Source organism: Serratia sp. HMSC15F11, assembly GCF_001808215.1.
Taxonomy (GTDB): domain Bacteria; phylum Pseudomonadota; class Gammaproteobacteria; order Enterobacterales; family Enterobacteriaceae; genus Serratia; species Serratia nevei.
The window spans coordinates 50,170-68,088 of record NZ_KV792503.1 but is presented as its reverse complement, the minus strand read 5'-3'; the positions used below and the strand labels follow the sequence as shown (position 1 = coordinate 68,088).

Here is a 17,919-nt window from a genome sequence, read left to right as displayed (position 1 = left end):
GTCATTGCACGTTAAATTTATAAAATAAATTTATAAGTCATCAAGGCAGGTTGTGTCTTGTTTATTATTTCATCAGACATTAACGCTTTGGCGTTACTTATAGCTGATGGTCACGCGCTTTAAATAGGGATCGTTATTCACCATTTCGCTGGTGACGGCAGAGACTAATTCTTTTGGCATTTCTTTTAACGAAGAGGAAATATACCCGTTCTGATATTCCGTCACTTTACCGAAGCAGTTGGAGATAAGCTGTTCATCCTGATGAGTGATGGTGCAGGCCGGGGTGGTAATGGCGCCGGTGAAGCGCACGAAGCCGGAGGCGACCGGGCTGCCGGAAAGCGGTTTTGCTTGCAGAGCGAAGGGCAGAATGACCAATGCGCTTAATACGGCTAAGTAATGGTTCATACGCTGTTCCTCTCAGAGTAAAAATGCTGCCAATTAAAAAACAAGCACGCTTGTTTTCATCAAATAAGCTATTTCGCCTGGCGAAATAAAAACGAATGGGCAAAAATCCTACTGCCTGCATCCAATGAATTTGATAATAGGGAGGCAGGGTGAGTAAAACCATGATTTGGATCATAGTGAAGACCGGTTAATGGTTTCCGGCGCGGGCAGGGTAAAAGGCTGTGATCGTTCTCTCAGGAAAGCGGGAATGGCGGGGTGTTTTCGCCCCCGTGGTGTCGCCACTGAAACCGGGGGCGAGTGCGGGGTTACAGCATGCCGCTGCTGCCGCAGATGCGGATCTTTTCCGCCACCACTTCTTTCATCGCCAGCTTGCCGGGGACGATATATTTGCGCGGGTCGTTGGCATCCGGATGCTGTGAAAAGTAGCTTTTCACCGCATCGGCGAAGGCGATTTTCAGTTCGGTGGCGACGTTGACTTTGCAGACGCCGAGCGAGATCGCGCGTTTGACCATCGCTTCCGGAATGCCGGAGGCGCCGTGCAGCACCAGGGGCACGTCCACCTGTTCGCGGATCAACGCCAGGCGCTCGAAGTCCAGCTTCGGCTCGCCGTGATACAGACCGTGGGCGGAACCGATCGCCACCGCCAGCGAATCGATGCCGGTGGCGGCGACGAACTCGCGTGCCGCCACCGGGTCGGTATAGAAACTGTCCGCCGTATCGACGATCAGATCGTCTTCCTGCCCACCCAGGCGGCCCAGTTCCGCTTCCACGCTGGCGCCATAGCGGTGGCACAAGGCGACCGCAGCAGCCACTTTGGCGATGTTCTGCTCGAACGGCAGATCGGAACCGTCGATCATCACCGAGCGGATGCCGCTTTTCACCTTGTGCTCGATGTCGTCCAGCTCCTCGTGATGATCCAGATGCAGCGCCAGCGGCAAATCGTAGTGGTGCGCGGCCGATTGGCAAATGCCGATCAGGCAGTCGGTGCCGGCGTAGCTGAAGGTGCCGGGCGTGCCGGCCATGATCACCGGCGAGCGCAGCTCGGCGGCGGTTTCCGCCACCACCTGCACGGTTTCCAGATTGTGGACATTAAACGCCGGGACGGCGTAACCCTGGCGCTGCGCCTTGAGCAGCATTTCTCTGTTGGCTATCAGATACATGGGATCTCCTTACAGCACGGGGGAAGGGAAACGGTAAATCGTCACGCCTTTCACCACCCGGTTAACCTCGCCGGTCGGGCAAGGGTTGTCTGGGGTCAGTCCCAGCGCCAGCGAACTCTCGAAGGCCAGCATCTGGGTGAACAGCAGATACGGGAACAGCAGCCAGATGTCGTCCGTGGCCTGGTGCATAGGCAGCAGGGCATCGCACGGTGTCCGGGGCTCGCCGGTCAAACCGACCAATTGCATCACCAACCCGTCGCGCTGCAGCTCGTTCCACAGATCGCGGTCATACTGGCGGGCATAGTCGTCGTGGGAGAACATCACCACCACCAATGTTTGGCCGTCGACCATAAATTTCGGGCCGTGGCGCAGGCCGAGCGGCGAGTCGTAGCGCGTAACGATGCGCCCGGCGGTCAGCTCCAGCATCTTGAGCGAGGCCTCTTCCGCCAGGCCGGTAAAGCAGCTGCCGCCGAGGGTGATATAACGGCGGAAACCGCTGGCGGCCAGCGCCTTTACCTGTGGCTGCAGCGTTTCGCGCAGTGCGCGGCAGCGCTGCACCAAGGCGTTCAGCGGCACCTGGGCGGCCTCAAGCGAAAGCGGGCCGAGCAGCAGCGCGGCGCTCAGCATCATGCAGCTGAAGCTGGAGGTCATGGCGAAGCTCTGATCGTTGGAGCCTTGCGGCATCACCAGCGAACAGACGTTGTCGCGCCGATGCGCATACTGCGCCAGCTTGCTGTCCGGGTTGCAGACCAGCATCAGGTGGTAGCTTTCCGGCAGCAGCTGGTCGGCCAGCTCCACCGTCGCCACGCTTTCCGGGCTGTTGCCCGAGCGGGCGAAGGAGACCAGCAGCGTCGGCCGCTCAGGAGCGAGATACTGCCGCGGGTTGGCGACGATATCGGTGGTGCCGTAGGCCGCCACGTCGCGGCCGGTTCGTTCGCGCAGCCAGGGCGCCAGGGCGCGGCCGGCGAACGCCGAGCTGCCGGCGCCGCACAGCACGATTTGCAGCCGAGGATTGGCCAACAGCGGCGCCAGGAACGGCTGCCACTGCGCCTGTTGATCCTGCAGTTGCCGGTGCAGCGCCGCCCACAGATCCGGCTGCTGCCAAATCTCTGCGGCGGTGTGCCAGGCGTTGCGCTGCTTCAGCCAATCCGCCTCGTAAGAGAAATACGCGTTCATGATGACAACTCCTTAAAAGCCTCGGTTAACGGTCGGCGATAATCACGTCGATCCCTAAATGGTGCAGCGCCTGCAGATAGTGTTCCGGAATGCGGCTGTCGGTGACCAGGCGGTGGATCTGGCCGATTTCGCGGATCATGCAAAAGCTGGTGCGGCCGAATTTGCTGGCGTCGGCGATGGCGATCACTTCGCGAGCTACCTCGCACATCACGCGGTTCAGCTGCGCTTCGCCCGGATCCGGCGTGGTGATGCCGCCCGCCAGATCGAAACCGTCGACGCCGAGAAACAGCTTGTCGAACCGGTACTGGCGCAGCTGCTGTTCGGCGGCGGGGCCGTACAGCGACCAGGCCTTGCGGCGCACGCTGCCGCCGACCACCATCAGATCGATCTGCTCGTTGTTGGCCAGCTCGAAGGCGATGTTCAGCGCGTTGGTCATCACCACCAGATCCTTTTTCCCCGCCAGCTGCGGCGCCATCTGGCTGGTGGTGGAGCCGGAGTCGAGGATGACGGCGTCGCCGTCTTCAATCAGCGCCGCCGCCGCGCAGGCGATGGCGTGTTTTACGTCGCGGTTGATGCGGCCCTTGTCCTGCAGCGGGCGATCGAAGGCGAACTGTTTGTTCAACATGGCGCCGCCGTAAGCGCGCACCGCGCAGCCGTGTTTTTCCAGCTGGCGCAGATCGCTGCGGATGGTGACGCTGGACACCGAAAACTGCTGGCTGAGCTGTTCCACGCGCACCGAGCCTTCGCGGCACAGCTGGTCGATAATTAATTCCCGGCGTTTTGCGGTATTGATCATTAACGCAGACTCCTGATTTACCTGTAGCCGTGCCCGACCGCGGCTTAATAAGCCGCAGCGATACCGACCGGAGCGCTTTCAGTTGTTCGTGACGAATTACAGCAAACGAAATACTGAAATGCAATCGATTAATTTTAAAATATCTATATCTATCAGTTGTTTATATTTAATTTTGCTTTCGGTTTAGCGGTAACCGAAAGCGGTATTAACACAAAGTGAAAACGGCAAATTCGTTATTTTTCAGTCGACAATTCTCGCGATGGCCTTATTCGGCCCTGCGGCGGCGAAAGCCGCAGCGAGCATTCGACAGCTGCTGGGCTTTCACTGTTTTTTATGCCGCCGCCTGTAATAGCGCCGCGCCACGCACGCCGCTGCTGTCACCGTGCACCGGCGGGAATACCGCTGCCGGTTCCGCGCCCGGCAGCAGCCAGTGCCGCATCGCCGTCGGCAGCAGCCGATACAGCTCGCCGACGTTCGACAACCCACCGCCCAACACGAAGGCGTCGACGTCCAGCAGCAGCTGCAAACCGGCCAGCGCGCTGGCCAGAATGTCGACGTAGACGGTCATCAGCCACTGTGCGAGCGTATCCCCCGCGCGATAGCTGGCGACCAGCGCCGGCACGTCGGCGGCCGGATGGGCAAGGTGGCGGCTCAGCGCCAGCAGCCCGCTGCCGGAGACGTAGCGTTCAAAGCAGCCGGTCAGCCCGCAGTTGCAGCCGAACAGCGGCAGATCGTAACGCTGCGCCAGCTGGGCGGAGATCGGCATATGGCCCCATTCGCCCGCCAGCCCGTTGCGCCCCTTGTGCAATTGCCGGTTCACCACCAGGCCACCGCCGGCGCCGGTGCCGATGATGGCGCCGAACACCAGCGGCAGATGGGCGGTTTGCGGCGTGCTGGCTTCCGACAGCGCGAAACAGCGGCAGTCGTTCTCGATGGCGATCGGCCGCGCCAGCGCCTGCGTCAAATCATCCGCCAGGCAATGCCCGGTCAGGCAGGGCACGTTGATCGCCAGCTGGCGGCGACTGACGGGATCGGTGATCCCCGGCAGGCCGATGCCGATGCTGCCGCGCGTATGCAGCTCGCGGTCCGCCTGCTCGACCAGCCCGGCGATGCAGGCCACGAACTCGCCATAATCGCCGGTTGGGGTGCGCACGCGCTGGAGCAGCACCTGATTGAGCCGGCGATCGTAAGCGGCCATTTCGATCTTGGTGCCGCCGATGTCGAAGCCGTAACGCATCTCTCTCGTGCTCATGGTCAGGCTCCGTTCAGGGCGATCACCGCCGCTTCGCGGCGCGCGCGTTCGGCGGCGAACACCATCAGGTGGCTCTCCAGCGCTTCCGCCGGGCCGGCCAGCACCTGGCTCGGATCGTTGGCGCGAATGGCCGCGATAAAGTGCTGCATCAGGTAGTAGTCACCGCCGCCGTGGCCGGCCATGGCGTGCAGATCCTGGCCGGCGTCGGTGTCGTAATGCGTTTCGCCGTCGTCGAGGAACGAGGTGATGCGGATATGGCGGCCGTCGCCTTCCAGGCAGCCGCGGCTGCCGAAGATGCGGGTGTGGCGATCTTCGTGGCGGGTAAAGGCTGTCATGGTGAACGACGCGGTACGGCCGCCGGCGAACTGCATGTTGACCACCTGATGATCGACCACGTTATTGTCGCAGCGGTAAACGCAGCGGCCGTAGGGCCCGTCGCGCAGCGCCGCCCGCAGCGTCGTCTGGTCGGGTTCTGGCGTCAGCACGCGCAGAAAGCCGGGCGTGGCCTTGTGGTCGTCGCCCAGATAGATGCGTTTGGCGGAATAGGGGCAGGACGCCTCCACCGCGCAATCCAGGCAGTTGTCCGCCGCGCCGTCCGGTTGGTTTTCCCGGCGGAAGTGGCGCAGGTTGCCGAAGGAGCTGACCTGTTCGCAGGGCTGCTCCATCACGTAGCGGATCCAATCGATGTCGTGGCAGGATTTCTGCAGCAGCATAAAGGCGGCCTGCCGATCGTTGCGCCAGTTGCCGCGCACGAAGGAGTGCGCCTGATGCCAGTAGCCGACCGGCTCCAGGTGTTGCAGGCTGACGATGTCGCCGATCGCGCCGTCGCGCAGCAGCTGCTTGAGCTTTTGGGTATAGCGGGTGTAGCGCAGCACGTGGCCGACCGAGAAGATCAGCTTTTGGCGCACCACCTCGGCGACGATGGCGCGGCACTCGTCGGCGTCCGGCGACAGCGGCTTTTCCAGCAGCATGGCGTAGCCCTGGCGGGCGAAGGCCAGCGCCGGTTCCAGGTGCATCTGATCCTGAGTACAGATCAGCACCGCGTCGGCCAGCTTGCCGGCATCGGCGGCCTGGCGCCAGTCGGTGAAGACGTTTTCCGGCGCGATGGCGTGCTGTGCCACGAACTGCTCGCGGTAGGCGTCGCGCGGTTCCGCCACCGCCACCACCTGCATCAAATCGGGGTGCGCCAGCGCATAGCGCGAGTAGATTTCACCGCGCGCGCCGGCGCCGACTACCAGTACCCGCACCGGGCGCTGGGCAACGTTATTGGATTGTGTTGACGACATTGCTGATACTCCGCTGTTGTTATTTGAGGTTTTGGCCGCTGAGCTCGTCGAACAAATGTGCGCGCGTCAGATCGAATGCCAGATGAACGCTTTCGCCGAGGCGCGGCTCCCAGTCCGGCAGCGACGCCATGCGCAGCACGAAGCGCAGGTCGGCCAGTTCGCAGTGCAGCAGCTCCTCGTTGCCCATGCGCTCGATGGTGACGATCTGCGCCGGGAAGCAGTTGGCACTGCCGGGCGCGCACAGCCGCAGGGATTCCGGCCGGATACCGAGGCATACCCGCGCATGCGGATAGTCCGCCAACTGCCGTTGCAGCGCCGGCGGCAGCTCGAGCGGGTGCTGCCGGCCGATGCGCAGCCGCACCGTTTGGCCGTCGCGCACGATCGCCAGATCGTGCAAATTCATCGACGGGCTGCCGATAAACTCGGCGACGAAACGGTTGGCGGGGTGGTGATACAGGTTGATCGGCTTATCCACCTGCATGATGGCGCCGCGGTTCATCACGCAAATGCGATCGCCCATGGTCATCGCCTCGACCTGATCGTGGGTGACGTACACCATGGTGGCGGCGGCGCCTTCCTGTTTCAGCTGATTGTGCAGTTCAATCAGCTGTACGCGCATCGACACCCGCAGCTTGGCGTCGAGGTTGGACAGCGGCTCATCGAACAGGAACACCTTGGGCTTGCGCACGATGGCGCGGCCGACCGCCACTCGCTGGCACTGGCCGCCGGAGAGCTGGCCCGGCTTGCGCTGCAGCAGGTTGGTGATCTCCAGCTTTTCCGCCGCGTCGCGCACCCGGCGGTCGATCTCGGCCTTGCTCTCTTTGCCGATCAGGCCGAACGCCATGTTCTTGTACACCGTCATGTGCGGGTACAGCGCATAGTTCTGGAACACCATGGCGACGCCGCGATCCTTCGGCATGCTGTCGTTGACGCAGCGATCGTGGATCAGGATCTGCCCCTCGCTGACACTCTCCAGCCCGGCGATCATCCTCAGCAGGGTGGATTTGGCGCAGCCGGACGGGCCGACGAACACCATAAATTCCCCGTCCTCAATGTCCAAATTGACGCCGTGCAGCGCGTGGAAACCGTTGGGGTAGACTTTTTTAACGCTGTTTAACTGAATTCCGGCCATGTCATTTACCTTATCTGCGCGTTAGCCTTTCACCCCGGCGCTGGCGATGCCCTGGATGAAATAGCGTTGGAAAATAATGAACAGCATCAGCATCGGGATCACCGCCATCAGCGCCCCGGCCATCAGCAACGGGTATTCCACCCCGGCGCGGCTGGAGAGCGAGGCGAGGCCAACCGGCAGCGTCAGCTTCTCGGTGGTGGTATTGACGATCAGCGGCCACATCAGGTTGTTCCAGCTCCACAGGCCGTTGATGATGACGCAGGCGATAATGCCCGGCCGGATCAGCGGCAGCATGATGCGCCAGAAGATGGCGAAGTAGCTGTAGCCGTCGATCAAGGCCGCTTCTTCCATTTCCTTCGGCACCGCCAGAAAGAACTGGCGCAGCAGGAAGGTGGCGTAGACGCTGAAAATGCCCGGCAGCACCAACCCGGTGATGCTGTTGACCAGCCCCAGCTTCTGTACCACCAGAAATTGCGGGATCAGAAACGCCTGGCCGGGCACCATCAGGATCGACACGCACACCAGGAACACCGCGTCGCGGCCGCGAAAATGCAGGCGCGAGAAACCATAGGCAGCCAGGGTGGCGATCGCCATCTGCAGGGTGACGGTGAAGAAGGTCGCCAGCAGCGAGTTGAGATAAAAACCGGCGAACGGGATTTCGTGCATCACCCGGCCGTAGGCCTGCAGGCTGGGGTGCGCCGGCAGCAGCGTCAGCGGGATCTGGATGCTTTCGGCCTGGGTTTTCAACGAGGTCACCAGCATCCAGATAAAGGGCACGACCGAGGCCAGCGCCGCCAGCCCCATAAACAGGTACACCAGCGTTTTCTTGCTTGCGTTCATGTGCAGCTCCTCAGCTGACTTTCAGGCGCTTGCCGATCGCCATTTGAATCAGGGTGATCACCAGCGTGACGGCGAACAGCACCACGGTGATGGCGGAGGAGTAGCCTTTTTCCTGCAGGTAAAACGCGTACTTGTAGAACAGGTTGGTGACGGTCATCACGTCGTTTTCCACCAGCGCGCGGTCGAACATCAGGAACACCACGTCGAAGATTTGCAGGATCTCGATAAAGCTCATCACCGACACGAAGAACAGCGTCGGCACCATCATCGGCAGCGTGATGCAGAAGAAGCGCCGCAGGGTGCCGATGCCGTCGATATCCGCCGCCTCGTACAGCTGGCGTGGAATGCTCTGCAGCCCGGCCAGCAAAATGATGATCTTCAGCGCCAGCGACGACCAGATGATGATGATGGACACGCTGATGCGCACCACGTCCGGATCGGACAGCCAGGCGACCGGCGCAATGTGCAGCAGGCCCAGCGCCTGGTTGATCAGGCCGAAATCCTTGTTGAACAGCCATTGCCACACCATGGCCACCGCCGCGGGCATGGTGACCGCCGGCAGGAACAGCAGGGTGCGCAGCAGGCCTTTGCCACGGATGTTCTGGTTGAGGCCGATCGCCAACAGCAGCGACAGGCTCAGGCTGATCGGTACGCACACCACCACGTAGAACAGGGTGTTGGCGGCGGCGGTGTAGAAGTCGTCGTCTTCGAACAGGTTGAGATAGTTATCGACGCTGATGCTGCTCCAGCGCATGAACTGGTTCAGATCGGTAAAGCTGTAAAAAATGTTCTGCAAAAAGGGGATCAGGTAAAACACCGTCACCCCCAACAACAGCGGCAGGATCATCACCCAGCCCCAGAAGCGTTCGGCGCGTTCGAGCCGATTGAGCGCGGGGCGGGCGGTGCGCCGGGATGATTTCAGGGTGACCGTAGCCGTTTCTGCCAGCGACATGTTGCCATTCCTCACCTATCACTTTCAGCGTGGGTCCACCGCGGCGCACACTCGGGGTAGCGCGCCGCGGCGGGGCGATTACTGCTCCATGACGCGCGCGATCTTCTTGACCGACTTGTCCATTTCCTGCTTGGCGTCCGCGCCCATAAAGATTTTCTTCAGGCTGGCGATCCACATGTTCTGCCATTTCGGCGTATTGGTGCCGGCGGTGGGGTAAGCCTGGGTCACTTCAAGGGTCTGGATATAAGGCGAGACGTCGACTTTCTGGATCTGCTGCGCCCAGACCTTGGCCGCCGTCTTGTTGGCCGGGATCACCACCTTGGCCAGCTCCGCCTGCGAGGCTTCGCTGCTCATGAAGGCGATATATTTCCAGGCGGCCTGCTTGTGGGCGCTTTTGGCCGACATGGCGAAGGCCAGGCTGTGCGCTACACCGGACTGGCGTTCAATTTTCGGCATCATCACCACGCCGATGTGATCGTTGATCAGCGGGTTGTTGGCGAACGGCGCCGCCAGCCAGGAACCGGCATAGACCATCGCGGCGCGGTTGGACTGGAAGATGTTCTCGGTTTTGACTTCGCTCATTTGCTGGGCGCTCGGCATCAGGCCGTCTTTCATCATGCCCTGCAGCTGCTGGTAGACCCAGATGGATTTGTCGTTGGCGATGTCGGTGGGTTGGCCGTCTTTCGGCACGATATGATTGCCGTTTTGGAACAGCAGGTTCATATAGCTGTCCTGGCCGTCGATGCTGAGATCCATCACCAGCGGGAAGGCGGCGTCTTTCAGCCCGCTTTTCAGGGCGGTGGCTTTGTGTTTCAGATCGTCCCAGCTCCAGTCGCTGGTGGGGTAGCTGACGCCGGCCTGATCGAACAGTTTTTTGTTGTACCACACGGCGATGGAGTCGACGTCGCGCGGAATGGCCATCTGTTGGCCGTCGTACTGGTAGGCTTTCACCGAACTGGCGACCACGTCATCCAGCTTAAGGCCGCTGTCCTTAATATAAGGCGCCAGCGGCTCCATAATGCCGTTTTTGGCATATTGCACAAAATAAGGCATATTGATCCAGAATATATCCGGCGCCACGCCGCCGGCGGCAGCGGAATCCAATTTAACGAAATATTGCGCAGAGGGCGTTAATTCTATTTCTATTTTTATATCCGGATTGGCCTGTTCAAAGCGTTTGGCGATCTCCTGTTCGGCAGGTAATTGGTTTCTGTCCCAAACGGCATAGCGCAATGTTATTTTATCTGCGGCGTGGAGCAGGGTGGGTAATAATAATGTGCTGGCAAGAATAGAGTGCGCCAGCAGGCGTCCGGTATTTTTTATCGGTGACATTGCTTTCCCCTCGGTGAGCGACGAATAACGTTTTTCGCAACGTAAATTCTTTCTATCCCTTAACTTTCAATGTGTCAATACACCCCCGGACGCCCAAAAATGGGGCGCTAATGTTTCATTGTTGTTAAAATCGAAAGGCTTTCACGGCCAAGTGAAAGGTGGATTAATTCACATTTTGTTAACCTTACAATGGGTTTTCTCCCTGCTGTCGCGGCATTTAGCGGCCCTCGCAGGCATAGGAATAACTGATAACCCTTGCACCATAATGGGGATTAAAAACATTTTTATTGTGCAAGCTCCAGCTTCTTTCATTTTTGTGATGCAAATAAACAAAAAAATCTTCCCGCCGCCGTCAGAAGAGAGGGCTGGAACGTTTTTTATTACTGACTATTGTTTGTGGCGATAAAAGACGCTAGCCTGATTTTTACACCGATTATTCATGAGAAATAAAGAGGGCTGATTATTATGCGCCTGTCTCTGGTATTTACCCATTGCCTGGAAAAAGTATTTCATCGCCGCAGCATGCCATCCATTTCCGTAGAAAATCGGCTGAGCGGGCTGAATAACGAGGTGCTTTCCTGGCAGGCGGTATACTGTTTGCAAACGCCCGGTAACGAGACCCGCCATGAGCTGTGTTATCAACTTGACGGGCCGCTGGCGGATTATATCAGCGTGCGTCAGGTGCGATCGGTGCCGAGCGGATTTCCCTGTTATCGCGAGAGCGATGAAAATTACCTGACCACCGAACCGGGATTATTTCCCGATCCGCTGATGCCGCTGCCGCAACGGCGTTTTTTCGCCGCCTGCGGTTATTACGGCAGCTTATGGCTCACCCTGACGCCGCCAGCCGCCATGACACTGGCCGGCGATGTCCCGTTGACCCTGCGCCTGCTGGATGCGCAAAGCGGCGAGACGCTGGCCGAAGCCGCACTGACGCTGCACTTGGTGCCGGCGGCGTTGCCGCCGCAAACCCTGTGGCACACCGAGTGGCTGCACACCGACTGTCTGGCGGATTACTACCGTCTGGCGGTGTTCAGCCCGGCGTACTGGCGCGCGGTGCGCAACTTTGTGCGCTGTGCGGTGCAGGCCGGCGTCAATATGCTGCTAACGCCGCTGTTTACGCCGCCGCTGGATACCGCCGTCGGCGGTGAACGCACCACGGTGCAGCTGGTGAAAGTGACGCGTTCGGCGCAGGGGTTCGGCTTCGATTTCAGCCGTCTGGCGCAATGGGTGGCGCTGGCACAGGAAGAGGGCATAGAGCATTTCGAGATCGCGCCGCTGTTTACCCAATGGGGCGCGGCGCATGCGCCGAAGATCGTGGTGGAGGAGCAGGGCGAGGCGCGACCGCTTTTCGGCTGGCACACCGATGCGCAGGGCGAACCGTATCAGCGTTTCCTGCAGGCGCTGCTGCCCGAATTGACCGCCTGGTTCCGCGAGCGGGGGCTGGAACGGCAGGTGTGGTTCCATGTTTCCGATGAGCCGACGCTGGACAACCTGGCGGCCTACCGGCGCGCCGCCGCCGCGCTGCGGCCGTTGCTGGACGGCTTCCGCACCTTCGACGCGCTGTCGGATTTCGCTTTCTATCAGCAAGGCCTGGTGGAAACCCCGGTCGCCGCGACCGATCATATCGATCCCTTTATCGAGCACCGGGTGCCCGGCCTGTGGGCCTATTACTGCTGCGTGCAGAAGACCGAGGTCGCCAATCGGTTCTTCGCCCAGCCTTCGGCGCGCAACCGCATATTGGGCGTGCAGCTGTATCTGTATCGCATCGCCGGCTTCCTGCATTGGGGATTCAACTTCTATAACAGCGCCCATTCGCGCGAGCGCATCAATCCGTACGCGGTGACCGACAGCGGCCATGCGTTTCCCTCCGGCGATCCGTTCGTGGTCTATCCGGGCGAGGATCTGCAGCCGGTGGAGTCGCTGCGCCTGCGGGTGCTGCACCAAGGGCTGCAGGATATGCGCGCGCTGCAGCTGCTGGAGAGTCTGACCGACCGGGCGACGGTGGAGGCGCTGATCGAACGCGAGCTGGGCATGCGCATCACCTTCAAGCGTTATCCGCACCAGGCCGGGCCGCTGCTGCGCCTGCGAGAAGCGGTGAACCGCCGCATCGAAGCGTTGCTGGCGCCGATGTGAGGGGCAATGGGGGCGAAAATGCGTCTTTCGCTCCCGAATCGCCATTACTTTGCTATACCTGATAGTCGATGGATTCATTTTATTGTCATGTAACTGACACGTCAGAGTCACGGCTCTGGCTTAAGTTTGCAGCGACTACGTCAGGAGATAACGCGATGTTCAGCCTGGATTCTCTGTTGCAAGATGCATTTCCACACCGCAATACCCCTGCCTGGCAGCGCAGCCTGCTAAGAACCCTTCTCTTCGAAAAAGAATTCAAACAGTTCGCCGCCGACTATCCCCACCTGAAAGGGCTCGATCTGATCGAGCAGGTGGTGGACTACTTCAACCTCAGCTGCGAGCTGGTGGACGGCGATCTGGAAAACATTCCGAGCCAGGGGCCGGTGGTGCTCGTGGCCAATCACCCGATCGGCTCGCTCGACGGCCTGGTGCTGCTGCGTGCCGTCGCGGCGGTGCGCCCGGATGTGAAAGTGGTGGCCAGCCAGCTGCTGACCTACATCGAACCGCTGCGCAACCTGTTCGTGCCGGTGGATAACGTCGCTTATAAAACCAGCCGCAAGCAGATTGAAGGCATGCAGCAGCAGCTGGACAATCAGGGCGCGCTGATCCTGTTCCCGGCCGGCGAAGTGTCGCGCATGAGCCCGAAGGGCATCCGCGACGGCCACTGGCATACCGGCTTTCTGCGCCTGGCCGCCAAGGCGCGCGCGCCGATCGTGCCGATCCACATCAGCGCGCGCAACAGCAACCTGTTCTACTTTACTTCGCTGATCTACCGGCCGCTGTCGACGCTGCTGCTGGTGCGCGAAATGTTCCAGCAGCGGGGCGGGCGCATCAAGATCCGCATCGGCGGCCGCGTGCCGTTCGCCAACTGGCATGACGGTCACACCAGCGCCAAGGATCTGGCGGAGCGTTTTCGCCGCCATGTGTATCGCCTGGGCCAGAGCAAACCGGGGCTGTTCGCCAGCGAATCGCCGATCGCGCTGCCGGAAGAGCGTTTGGAGCTGAAAAAGGCGCTGGCGAACTGCGAACGGTTGGGGGTGACGCCGGACGGTAAAACCATCTACCTCTACCGCCGCCACGACGAAGCACGCACGCCGATCCTGCGCGAACTGGGTCGCCTGCGCGAGATCGCCTTCCGTGCGGTAGGGGAAGGCTCCGGCCGCCGCCGCGATCTGGACAGCTACGACGACGACTATTATCACCTGGTGCTGTGGGATGAGGAGGAGCTGGAGATCGTCGGCGCCTATCGCTTTATCCCTACCGCCGAACAAATCGAACGCAAAGGGCTGGAAAGCATCTACAGCAACAGCCTGTTCCACTACGACCGCGATATGGAACCGATCCTGGCGCAGGGCATCGAGCTGGGGCGCAGCTTCATTCAGCCCGCCTATTGGGGCAAACGCGGGCTGGACTATTTGTGGCTGGGCATCGGCGCCTACCTGTCGAAATACCCGCAGTACCGTTATCTGTTCGGCCCGGTGTCGATCTCCGGCGGCATGCCGTTGGCGGCGCGCGATCTGCTGATCGCCTTCTATCGGCTCTACTTCTCGCCGGACCATGCCTTCGCGCAGTCGCGCCGGCCTTATCCGGCGTCGCTGCCGCAGGTGCTGGCGCAGTTTGCCGGGGATAACTACCAGGAAGATCTGGTGCGGCTGAAGAGCCTGCTCAGCAACATAGGCTGTTCGATTCCGACGCTGTACAAACAGTACACCGAGCTGTGCGAGCCGGGCGGGGTGCAGTTTATCGACTTCGGCACCGATCCGGCGTTCAACAACTGCATCGACGGGCTGGTGCTGGTGGACACCACGCGGCTCAAGCCGTCGCGCTATCAACGTTATATTGCGGTGCATCAGCCGCAGCCAGCCGAGACGGCATGATTGTAGTCTGACTCATGCCTTTTTGATCTAAGCACGACCTTGGGGCCGGTGACGGGATAGCGCTACGATAAACGTTTCGCTTTCCACCGCCGGAGCCTTGCATGCCACACTCCTTTATCCCGCCGTTATTGTCCGCCGATGAACCCTCTGCCGCCGCCGTTGAAATCCCGCATGGCAAAGCGCCATTTTTGCTGCTGTGCGATCACGCCGGCAAGACGATACCGCAATCCCTCGGCGATCTCGGCTTACCGCCAGGGGAGATCGAACGCCACATCGGCTGGGATATCGGCGCGCTGAGCGTGTCGCGCCATCTGAGCCGCCAGCTGGACGCGACGCTGATCCATCAGCGCTATTCGCGGTTGGTGATCGACTGCAACCGGGCGCCCGGCATCGCCAGCTCGATCCCGCACTTGTCCGAGCTGACGCCGATCCCCGGCAATATCGGTATCGACGCCGAACACGCGCTGGCGCGCGAGCGCGAGGTGTTTTTGCCGTATCACCACGCCATCGACGATCATTTGGGGCAACGCCAACTGCGTGAACTGCCGACGGCGGTGATCGCCATGCACAGCTTTACGCCGGTGTTCAAGGGGGAATCGCGCCCCTGGCAGGTGGGGCTGCTGTTTAACCGCTACCCGGAGTTTGCCCATCTGCTGGCCGAGCTGCTGCGTGAAGAAGGGGATTTGCAGGTGGGCATCAACGAACCTTATGCAATGACGGACGCCACCGACTATACGTTGCCGGTTCATGCTGAACGCCGCGGTTTGCCTTATGTCGGCATCGAAATTCGCCAGGATCTGATCGCCGACGAACGCGGGCAACAGGCGTGGGCGAAACGTTTCGCGCGCCTGTTGCCACAGGCCTGGCAACGCTGGCAAATTTGACTTTAGGAATATTCCCAGAGATGATAACCGTAAGGAATACGTAAGACGTCATTAGAAAAAAAGTCAGGAGAGACGTGTGGAGCACAGCGATAACGGACTGTTTATCAAACGGGAGCGTTTTGAAGTTCTGGCGATTCTGCGTGAAATTTGCAAACAACGCACGCCGCTGCGCGTAGAAAATCAGCAGCACCGGTTTCAAAGTCTGTTATTGAGCGTCGGGCCGGACAATATCGTGTTTAGCGGTGAGGAAGCCGCGAGCGCCATCGACGGCGCCTGCACCATCGTGATTGAAAGCAACGACGCCAAAATCGAGTTTTCCGTCGGCCAGGCGGAGCTGACCGAACATCAGGGCGTCCAGGCCTGCTCGACCCGTCTGCCGCAGGAGCTGGTCTACATTCAGCGCCGTCGCCAGTTCCGCATCACCACGCCGCACTGGCGCCAATTCTTCTGCACCGGCGAATACCCGGACGGTACGCCTTATGAGCTGCGGATCCACGATCTGTCCGCCGGCGGCGTCGGTTTGCGCTTCGACGGCCCGCTGCCGGAATGCTTCCAGCCGGGCTTGCAGTTCAAGAAAGCGCTGCTGGATCTGGGCAGCTACGGCAGCTTCAAGGTCAACATGGAGCTGGTGGTGGTCAACGACGATCAGGAAACCGACGACAACGATCAGGTGGTGCACTTCTCGCGCCTGTCATGCCGCTTCCTCAAGCTGGGGCTGGCGATGGAGCGCAAAATTCAGAGCGCCGTGTTCGCCTTCGAGCTGGATTTCAACAAAAAGAAAAAACGCTGATAGTTATCAGGGGCAGTGCGCTGCCCCTCTGATTCGCCTGCGGCCTTAGGGGTTAAGCGCCCGTAGGCTGCCGATCTCTTCCCAACCGAAATGCGCCGCTTCGGCCAGCACGTCGCACACTTCGCCGCCGGCGGCAACCACTGCCGCGTCGAGCGCGGCGCCGTGCAGCAGATGGCTCACCAGCAGTGCGGTGAACAGATCGCCGGTGCCTTTGACCACCGATTTGACCTTCGGATGGGTAAAGCACTGCGCTTCCTGCCGGGTGACCAGCATTAAACCCACTTCGTCTTCGTGCTGTGCCACGCCCGGCGCGCTGGTGACCAGCACCCATTCGGTGGTGTCGTTCAACAGCGCCTGCGCGGCGTGTTGCGTCTGCTCCCGGCTGCTCAAAGAGCGGCCGCACAGCTGCTCCAGTTCGAAACCGTTCGGCGTCAGGCCGTTGGCCAGCCGCAGGAACGGCGAGCGATAGCAGTTGACGATGCGCTCATCCACGTAGATCCCTTCGCCGTAATCGCCCATCACCGGATCGATATAGATCTTTATCTGCGGATTGAGGGCGCGCACCCGCTGCAGCCAGTTGGCCAGAATATGGCACTGCATCACGTCGCCCAGATACCCGACGATCACCGCCCGGGTGCGTTTCATCACGCCGCGGGCGATCAGATCGTCGAGAAAGCCGCCGAACCACTCGCCGGAGATGACGCCACCGTGCGGTTTGCCGTAATAGGGCGGGCAGCCGAACAGCACGCTGGGCACCTGCAGCGCTTCCAGCCCCTTTTTCAGCAGGGCGCGGTAGGCGATACCGTTGCCGACGCTGCCGTAGACCACCTGAGATTGAATGCTGATCACGTCGATGGACGGTGACCGTAAGGGTGAAGTCTGTTGCATGAGTTACATCCTTGGTTCGTTATTAGAACACCTGCCGCGCACGCTGTTCCAGCTGTGTGCCGTGGCGCGCCGCCTGTTCACGCAGGCTTTGGGGCGCGACGCCGGCCAGTTCCAGCTCGCAGGCATGGCCAATCAGCCAGCGTTCGATATCGCGATGATCTGCCTCCAGATGGAACTGCAGGCCGAGCGCAAACCCCTGATAGTCGAAGGCCTGATGCGGGCAAACCGCCGTGCCGGCCAGGCAGCGGGCGCCCTCCGGGATCGTGAACATATCGCCGTGCCAATGCAGCACCGGCGTATCGGCCAGCGGCGCCAGCGGCGAGTCGTCTTGTGCCGCTAGCGTGGTCAGCGGGGCGAAGCCGATCTCTTTGACGCCGAGCGAGATCACATCGGCGCCCAGCGCCTGGGCGATCACCTGAGCGCCGAGACACACCCCGAGGGTTGGCCGCCGCTGCGCCAGGCGCTGTTTGACCAGCGCCAATTCATGGTCGAGAAAATCATAGCGCAGCGCACCGGAAAAGTGCTGGGCAGCGCTGATCGGCCCGCCGAGCACCACCAACAGATCGGTGTCTTCATTATTGATAGCACGAATATCATCGCGGCCGGCATCGTAATAGTCGATTTGATAGCCACGCAGCGAGAGCAGGGAACCGAGGATGCCCAGGTTTTCGAAATTGACGTGTCGAATAGCGACGGCTTTTTTCATTGTTTAACCTCGCGATCGTGGGTGAACGGCGTTAGCGCCAGCGACTCGCCCAGCACCGCGATGCCTTGCGCGCCGCTCTGATAGACGATGCGGCGTTCGCTGACCTGGCTGAGCTGCACCTGATACCCCTGCGCGGCCGGGAACAGCGCGCACGCCTGCTCCAGCTGATCGGCCGCCCAGGGCGTGAACATCTGCAGGCGGGCAAAGGCTTTTCCTGCATACTGAATGTCGAGCACGTAATGTTTATCCATGGAACCCCTTACTTTTGGCCGCGGAAGCTGCTAACCTTATTTGAACTAGTACAAAA

The 17,919-nt window shown here is 60.6% G+C and carries 17 protein-coding genes; 4 read left to right on the top strand and 13 right to left on the bottom strand.

Annotated features, from left to right (window positions below):
- Positions 1–93 precede the first annotated feature (93 nt).
- The 10 genes from HMPREF3138_RS22275 to HMPREF3138_RS22230 all read right to left on the bottom strand — a co-directional run bounded on the left by HMPREF3138_RS22275 (position 94) and on the right by HMPREF3138_RS22230 (position 10,331).
- On the bottom strand, positions 94–405 hold the full coding sequence (locus tag HMPREF3138_RS22275) for a hypothetical protein (RefSeq protein WP_038880271.1): 312 nt from the start codon (positions 403–405) through the stop codon (positions 94–96).
- Between the two features lie 305 nt (positions 406–710).
- On the bottom strand, positions 711–1,565 hold the full coding sequence (locus tag HMPREF3138_RS22270; protein WP_038880268.1) for a tagatose bisphosphate family class II aldolase: 855 nt from the start codon (positions 1,563–1,565) through the stop codon (positions 711–713).
- 9 nt (positions 1,566–1,574) lie between these two features.
- On the bottom strand, positions 1,575–2,741 hold the full coding sequence (locus tag HMPREF3138_RS22265) for an SIS domain-containing protein (protein WP_038880265.1): 1,167 nt from the start codon (positions 2,739–2,741) through the stop codon (positions 1,575–1,577).
- A 25-nt stretch (positions 2,742–2,766) separates the two neighbouring features.
- Entirely contained in the window at positions 2,767–3,537 is a 771-nt protein-coding gene (gene agaR / locus HMPREF3138_RS22260; protein ID WP_038880262.1) for a transcriptional repressor AgaR, read from the bottom strand.
- A 331-nt stretch (positions 3,538–3,868) separates the two neighbouring features.
- Positions 3,869–4,774, bottom strand: coding sequence for an ROK family protein (locus tag HMPREF3138_RS22255; protein ID WP_038880447.1), 906 nt, complete (start codon positions 4,772–4,774; stop codon positions 3,869–3,871).
- 17 nt (positions 4,775–4,791) lie between these two features.
- Positions 4,792–6,075, bottom strand: a complete 1,284-nt coding sequence (locus HMPREF3138_RS22250; protein ID WP_038880260.1) for a Gfo/Idh/MocA family protein — start codon at positions 6,073–6,075, stop codon at positions 4,792–4,794.
- A gap of 19 nt (positions 6,076–6,094) precedes the next feature.
- A complete protein-coding gene (locus tag HMPREF3138_RS22245; RefSeq protein WP_038880257.1) occupies positions 6,095–7,207 on the bottom strand; it encodes an ABC transporter ATP-binding protein in 1,113 nt (370 codons plus the stop codon).
- A 21-nt stretch (positions 7,208–7,228) separates the two neighbouring features.
- Entirely contained in the window at positions 7,229–8,047 is an 819-nt protein-coding gene (locus tag HMPREF3138_RS22240) for a carbohydrate ABC transporter permease (RefSeq protein ID WP_004938251.1), read from the bottom strand.
- Positions 8,048–8,057: 10 nt separating this feature from the next.
- The gene (locus HMPREF3138_RS22235; protein ID WP_038880254.1) at positions 8,058–8,999 is read right to left on the bottom strand and encodes a carbohydrate ABC transporter permease; all 942 of its coding nucleotides are present in this window, start codon (positions 8,997–8,999) and stop codon (positions 8,058–8,060) included.
- A gap of 78 nt (positions 9,000–9,077) precedes the next feature.
- A complete protein-coding gene (locus tag HMPREF3138_RS22230) occupies positions 9,078–10,331 on the bottom strand; it encodes an ABC transporter substrate-binding protein (protein ID WP_038880251.1) in 1,254 nt (417 codons plus the stop codon).
- A gap of 465 nt (positions 10,332–10,796) precedes the next feature.
- Between HMPREF3138_RS22230 and HMPREF3138_RS22225 the strand changes: the two genes are divergently transcribed.
- From HMPREF3138_RS22225 to HMPREF3138_RS22210, 4 genes are all read left to right on the top strand, one after another.
- Positions 10,797–12,467, top strand: coding sequence for a DUF4091 domain-containing protein (locus HMPREF3138_RS22225; RefSeq protein WP_038880248.1), 1,671 nt, complete (start codon positions 10,797–10,799; stop codon positions 12,465–12,467).
- A gap of 155 nt (positions 12,468–12,622) precedes the next feature.
- Entirely contained in the window at positions 12,623–14,344 is a 1,722-nt protein-coding gene (gene olsF / locus HMPREF3138_RS22220; RefSeq protein ID WP_038880245.1) for an ornithine lipid synthase OlsF, read from the top strand.
- 101 nt (positions 14,345–14,445) lie between these two features.
- Positions 14,446–15,228, top strand: coding sequence for an N-formylglutamate amidohydrolase (locus tag HMPREF3138_RS22215; RefSeq protein ID WP_038880241.1), 783 nt, complete (start codon positions 14,446–14,448; stop codon positions 15,226–15,228).
- 76 nt (positions 15,229–15,304) lie between these two features.
- The gene (locus tag HMPREF3138_RS22210; protein ID WP_038880238.1) at positions 15,305–16,018 is read left to right on the top strand and encodes a flagellar brake protein; all 714 of its coding nucleotides are present in this window, start codon (positions 15,305–15,307) and stop codon (positions 16,016–16,018) included.
- 45 nt (positions 16,019–16,063) lie between these two features.
- Here HMPREF3138_RS22210 and HMPREF3138_RS22205 read toward each other — a convergent pair whose 3' ends face one another.
- Genes HMPREF3138_RS22205 through HMPREF3138_RS22195 form a run of 3 tightly spaced genes read right to left on the bottom strand, consistent with a single transcriptional unit; the run spans position 16,064 to position 17,863 of the window.
- Positions 16,064–16,906 carry a PfkB family carbohydrate kinase gene (locus HMPREF3138_RS22205; protein ID WP_038880236.1) on the bottom strand — a complete coding sequence of 281 codons (843 nt, stop codon included), beginning with the start codon at positions 16,904–16,906 and terminating at the stop codon, positions 16,064–16,066.
- 22 nt (positions 16,907–16,928) lie between these two features.
- On the bottom strand, positions 16,929–17,612 hold the full coding sequence (locus HMPREF3138_RS22200) for a glutamine amidotransferase (protein WP_038880233.1): 684 nt from the start codon (positions 17,610–17,612) through the stop codon (positions 16,929–16,931).
- Complete coding sequence (locus HMPREF3138_RS22195; RefSeq protein ID WP_038880230.1) at positions 17,609–17,863, bottom strand: hypothetical protein; 255 nt, start codon at positions 17,861–17,863, stop codon at positions 17,609–17,611. Before HMPREF3138_RS22195 ends, HMPREF3138_RS22200 begins: the two co-directional genes overlap by 4 nt.
- Between the last annotated feature and the right edge of the window lie 56 nt (positions 17,864–17,919).

What these genes read in the sequence shown, in the direction of transcription:
- HMPREF3138_RS22270 (WP_038880268.1), bottom strand. Translation starts at nt 1,565, where the DNA reads ATGTATCTGATAGCCAACAGAGAAATGCTGCTCAAGGCGCAGCGCCAG.
- HMPREF3138_RS22255 (WP_038880447.1), bottom strand. Translation starts at nt 4,774, where the DNA reads ATGCGTTACGGCTTCGACATCGGCGGCACCAAGATCGAAATGGCCGCT.
- HMPREF3138_RS22215 (WP_038880241.1), top strand. Translation starts at nt 14,446, where the DNA reads ATGCCACACTCCTTTATCCCGCCGTTATTGTCCGCCGATGAACCCTCT.
- HMPREF3138_RS22205 (WP_038880236.1), bottom strand. Translation starts at nt 16,906, where the DNA reads ATGCAACAGACTTCACCCTTACGGTCACCGTCCATCGACGTGATCAGC.
- HMPREF3138_RS22250 (WP_038880260.1), bottom strand. Translation starts at nt 6,075, where the DNA reads ATGTCGTCAACACAATCCAATAACGTTGCCCAGCGCCCGGTGCGGGTA.
- HMPREF3138_RS22240 (WP_004938251.1), bottom strand. Translation starts at nt 8,047, where the DNA reads ATGAACGCAAGCAAGAAAACGCTGGTGTACCTGTTTATGGGGCTGGCG.
- HMPREF3138_RS22275 (WP_038880271.1), bottom strand. Translation starts at nt 405, where the DNA reads ATGAACCATTACTTAGCCGTATTAAGCGCATTGGTCATTCTGCCCTTC.
- HMPREF3138_RS22200 (WP_038880233.1), bottom strand. Translation starts at nt 17,612, where the DNA reads ATGAAAAAAGCCGTCGCTATTCGACACGTCAATTTCGAAAACCTGGGC.
- olsF (WP_038880245.1), top strand. Translation starts at nt 12,623, where the DNA reads ATGTTCAGCCTGGATTCTCTGTTGCAAGATGCATTTCCACACCGCAAT.
- agaR (WP_038880262.1), bottom strand. Translation starts at nt 3,537, where the DNA reads ATGATCAATACCGCAAAACGCCGGGAATTAATTATCGACCAGCTGTGC.
- HMPREF3138_RS22235 (WP_038880254.1), bottom strand. Translation starts at nt 8,999, where the DNA reads ATGTCGCTGGCAGAAACGGCTACGGTCACCCTGAAATCATCCCGGCGC.
- HMPREF3138_RS22230 (WP_038880251.1), bottom strand. Translation starts at nt 10,331, where the DNA reads ATGTCACCGATAAAAAATACCGGACGCCTGCTGGCGCACTCTATTCTT.
- HMPREF3138_RS22225 (WP_038880248.1), top strand. Translation starts at nt 10,797, where the DNA reads ATGCGCCTGTCTCTGGTATTTACCCATTGCCTGGAAAAAGTATTTCAT.
- HMPREF3138_RS22265 (WP_038880265.1), bottom strand. Translation starts at nt 2,741, where the DNA reads ATGAACGCGTATTTCTCTTACGAGGCGGATTGGCTGAAGCAGCGCAAC.
- HMPREF3138_RS22245 (WP_038880257.1), bottom strand. Translation starts at nt 7,207, where the DNA reads ATGGCCGGAATTCAGTTAAACAGCGTTAAAAAAGTCTACCCCAACGGT.
- HMPREF3138_RS22195 (WP_038880230.1), bottom strand. Translation starts at nt 17,863, where the DNA reads ATGGATAAACATTACGTGCTCGACATTCAGTATGCAGGAAAAGCCTTT.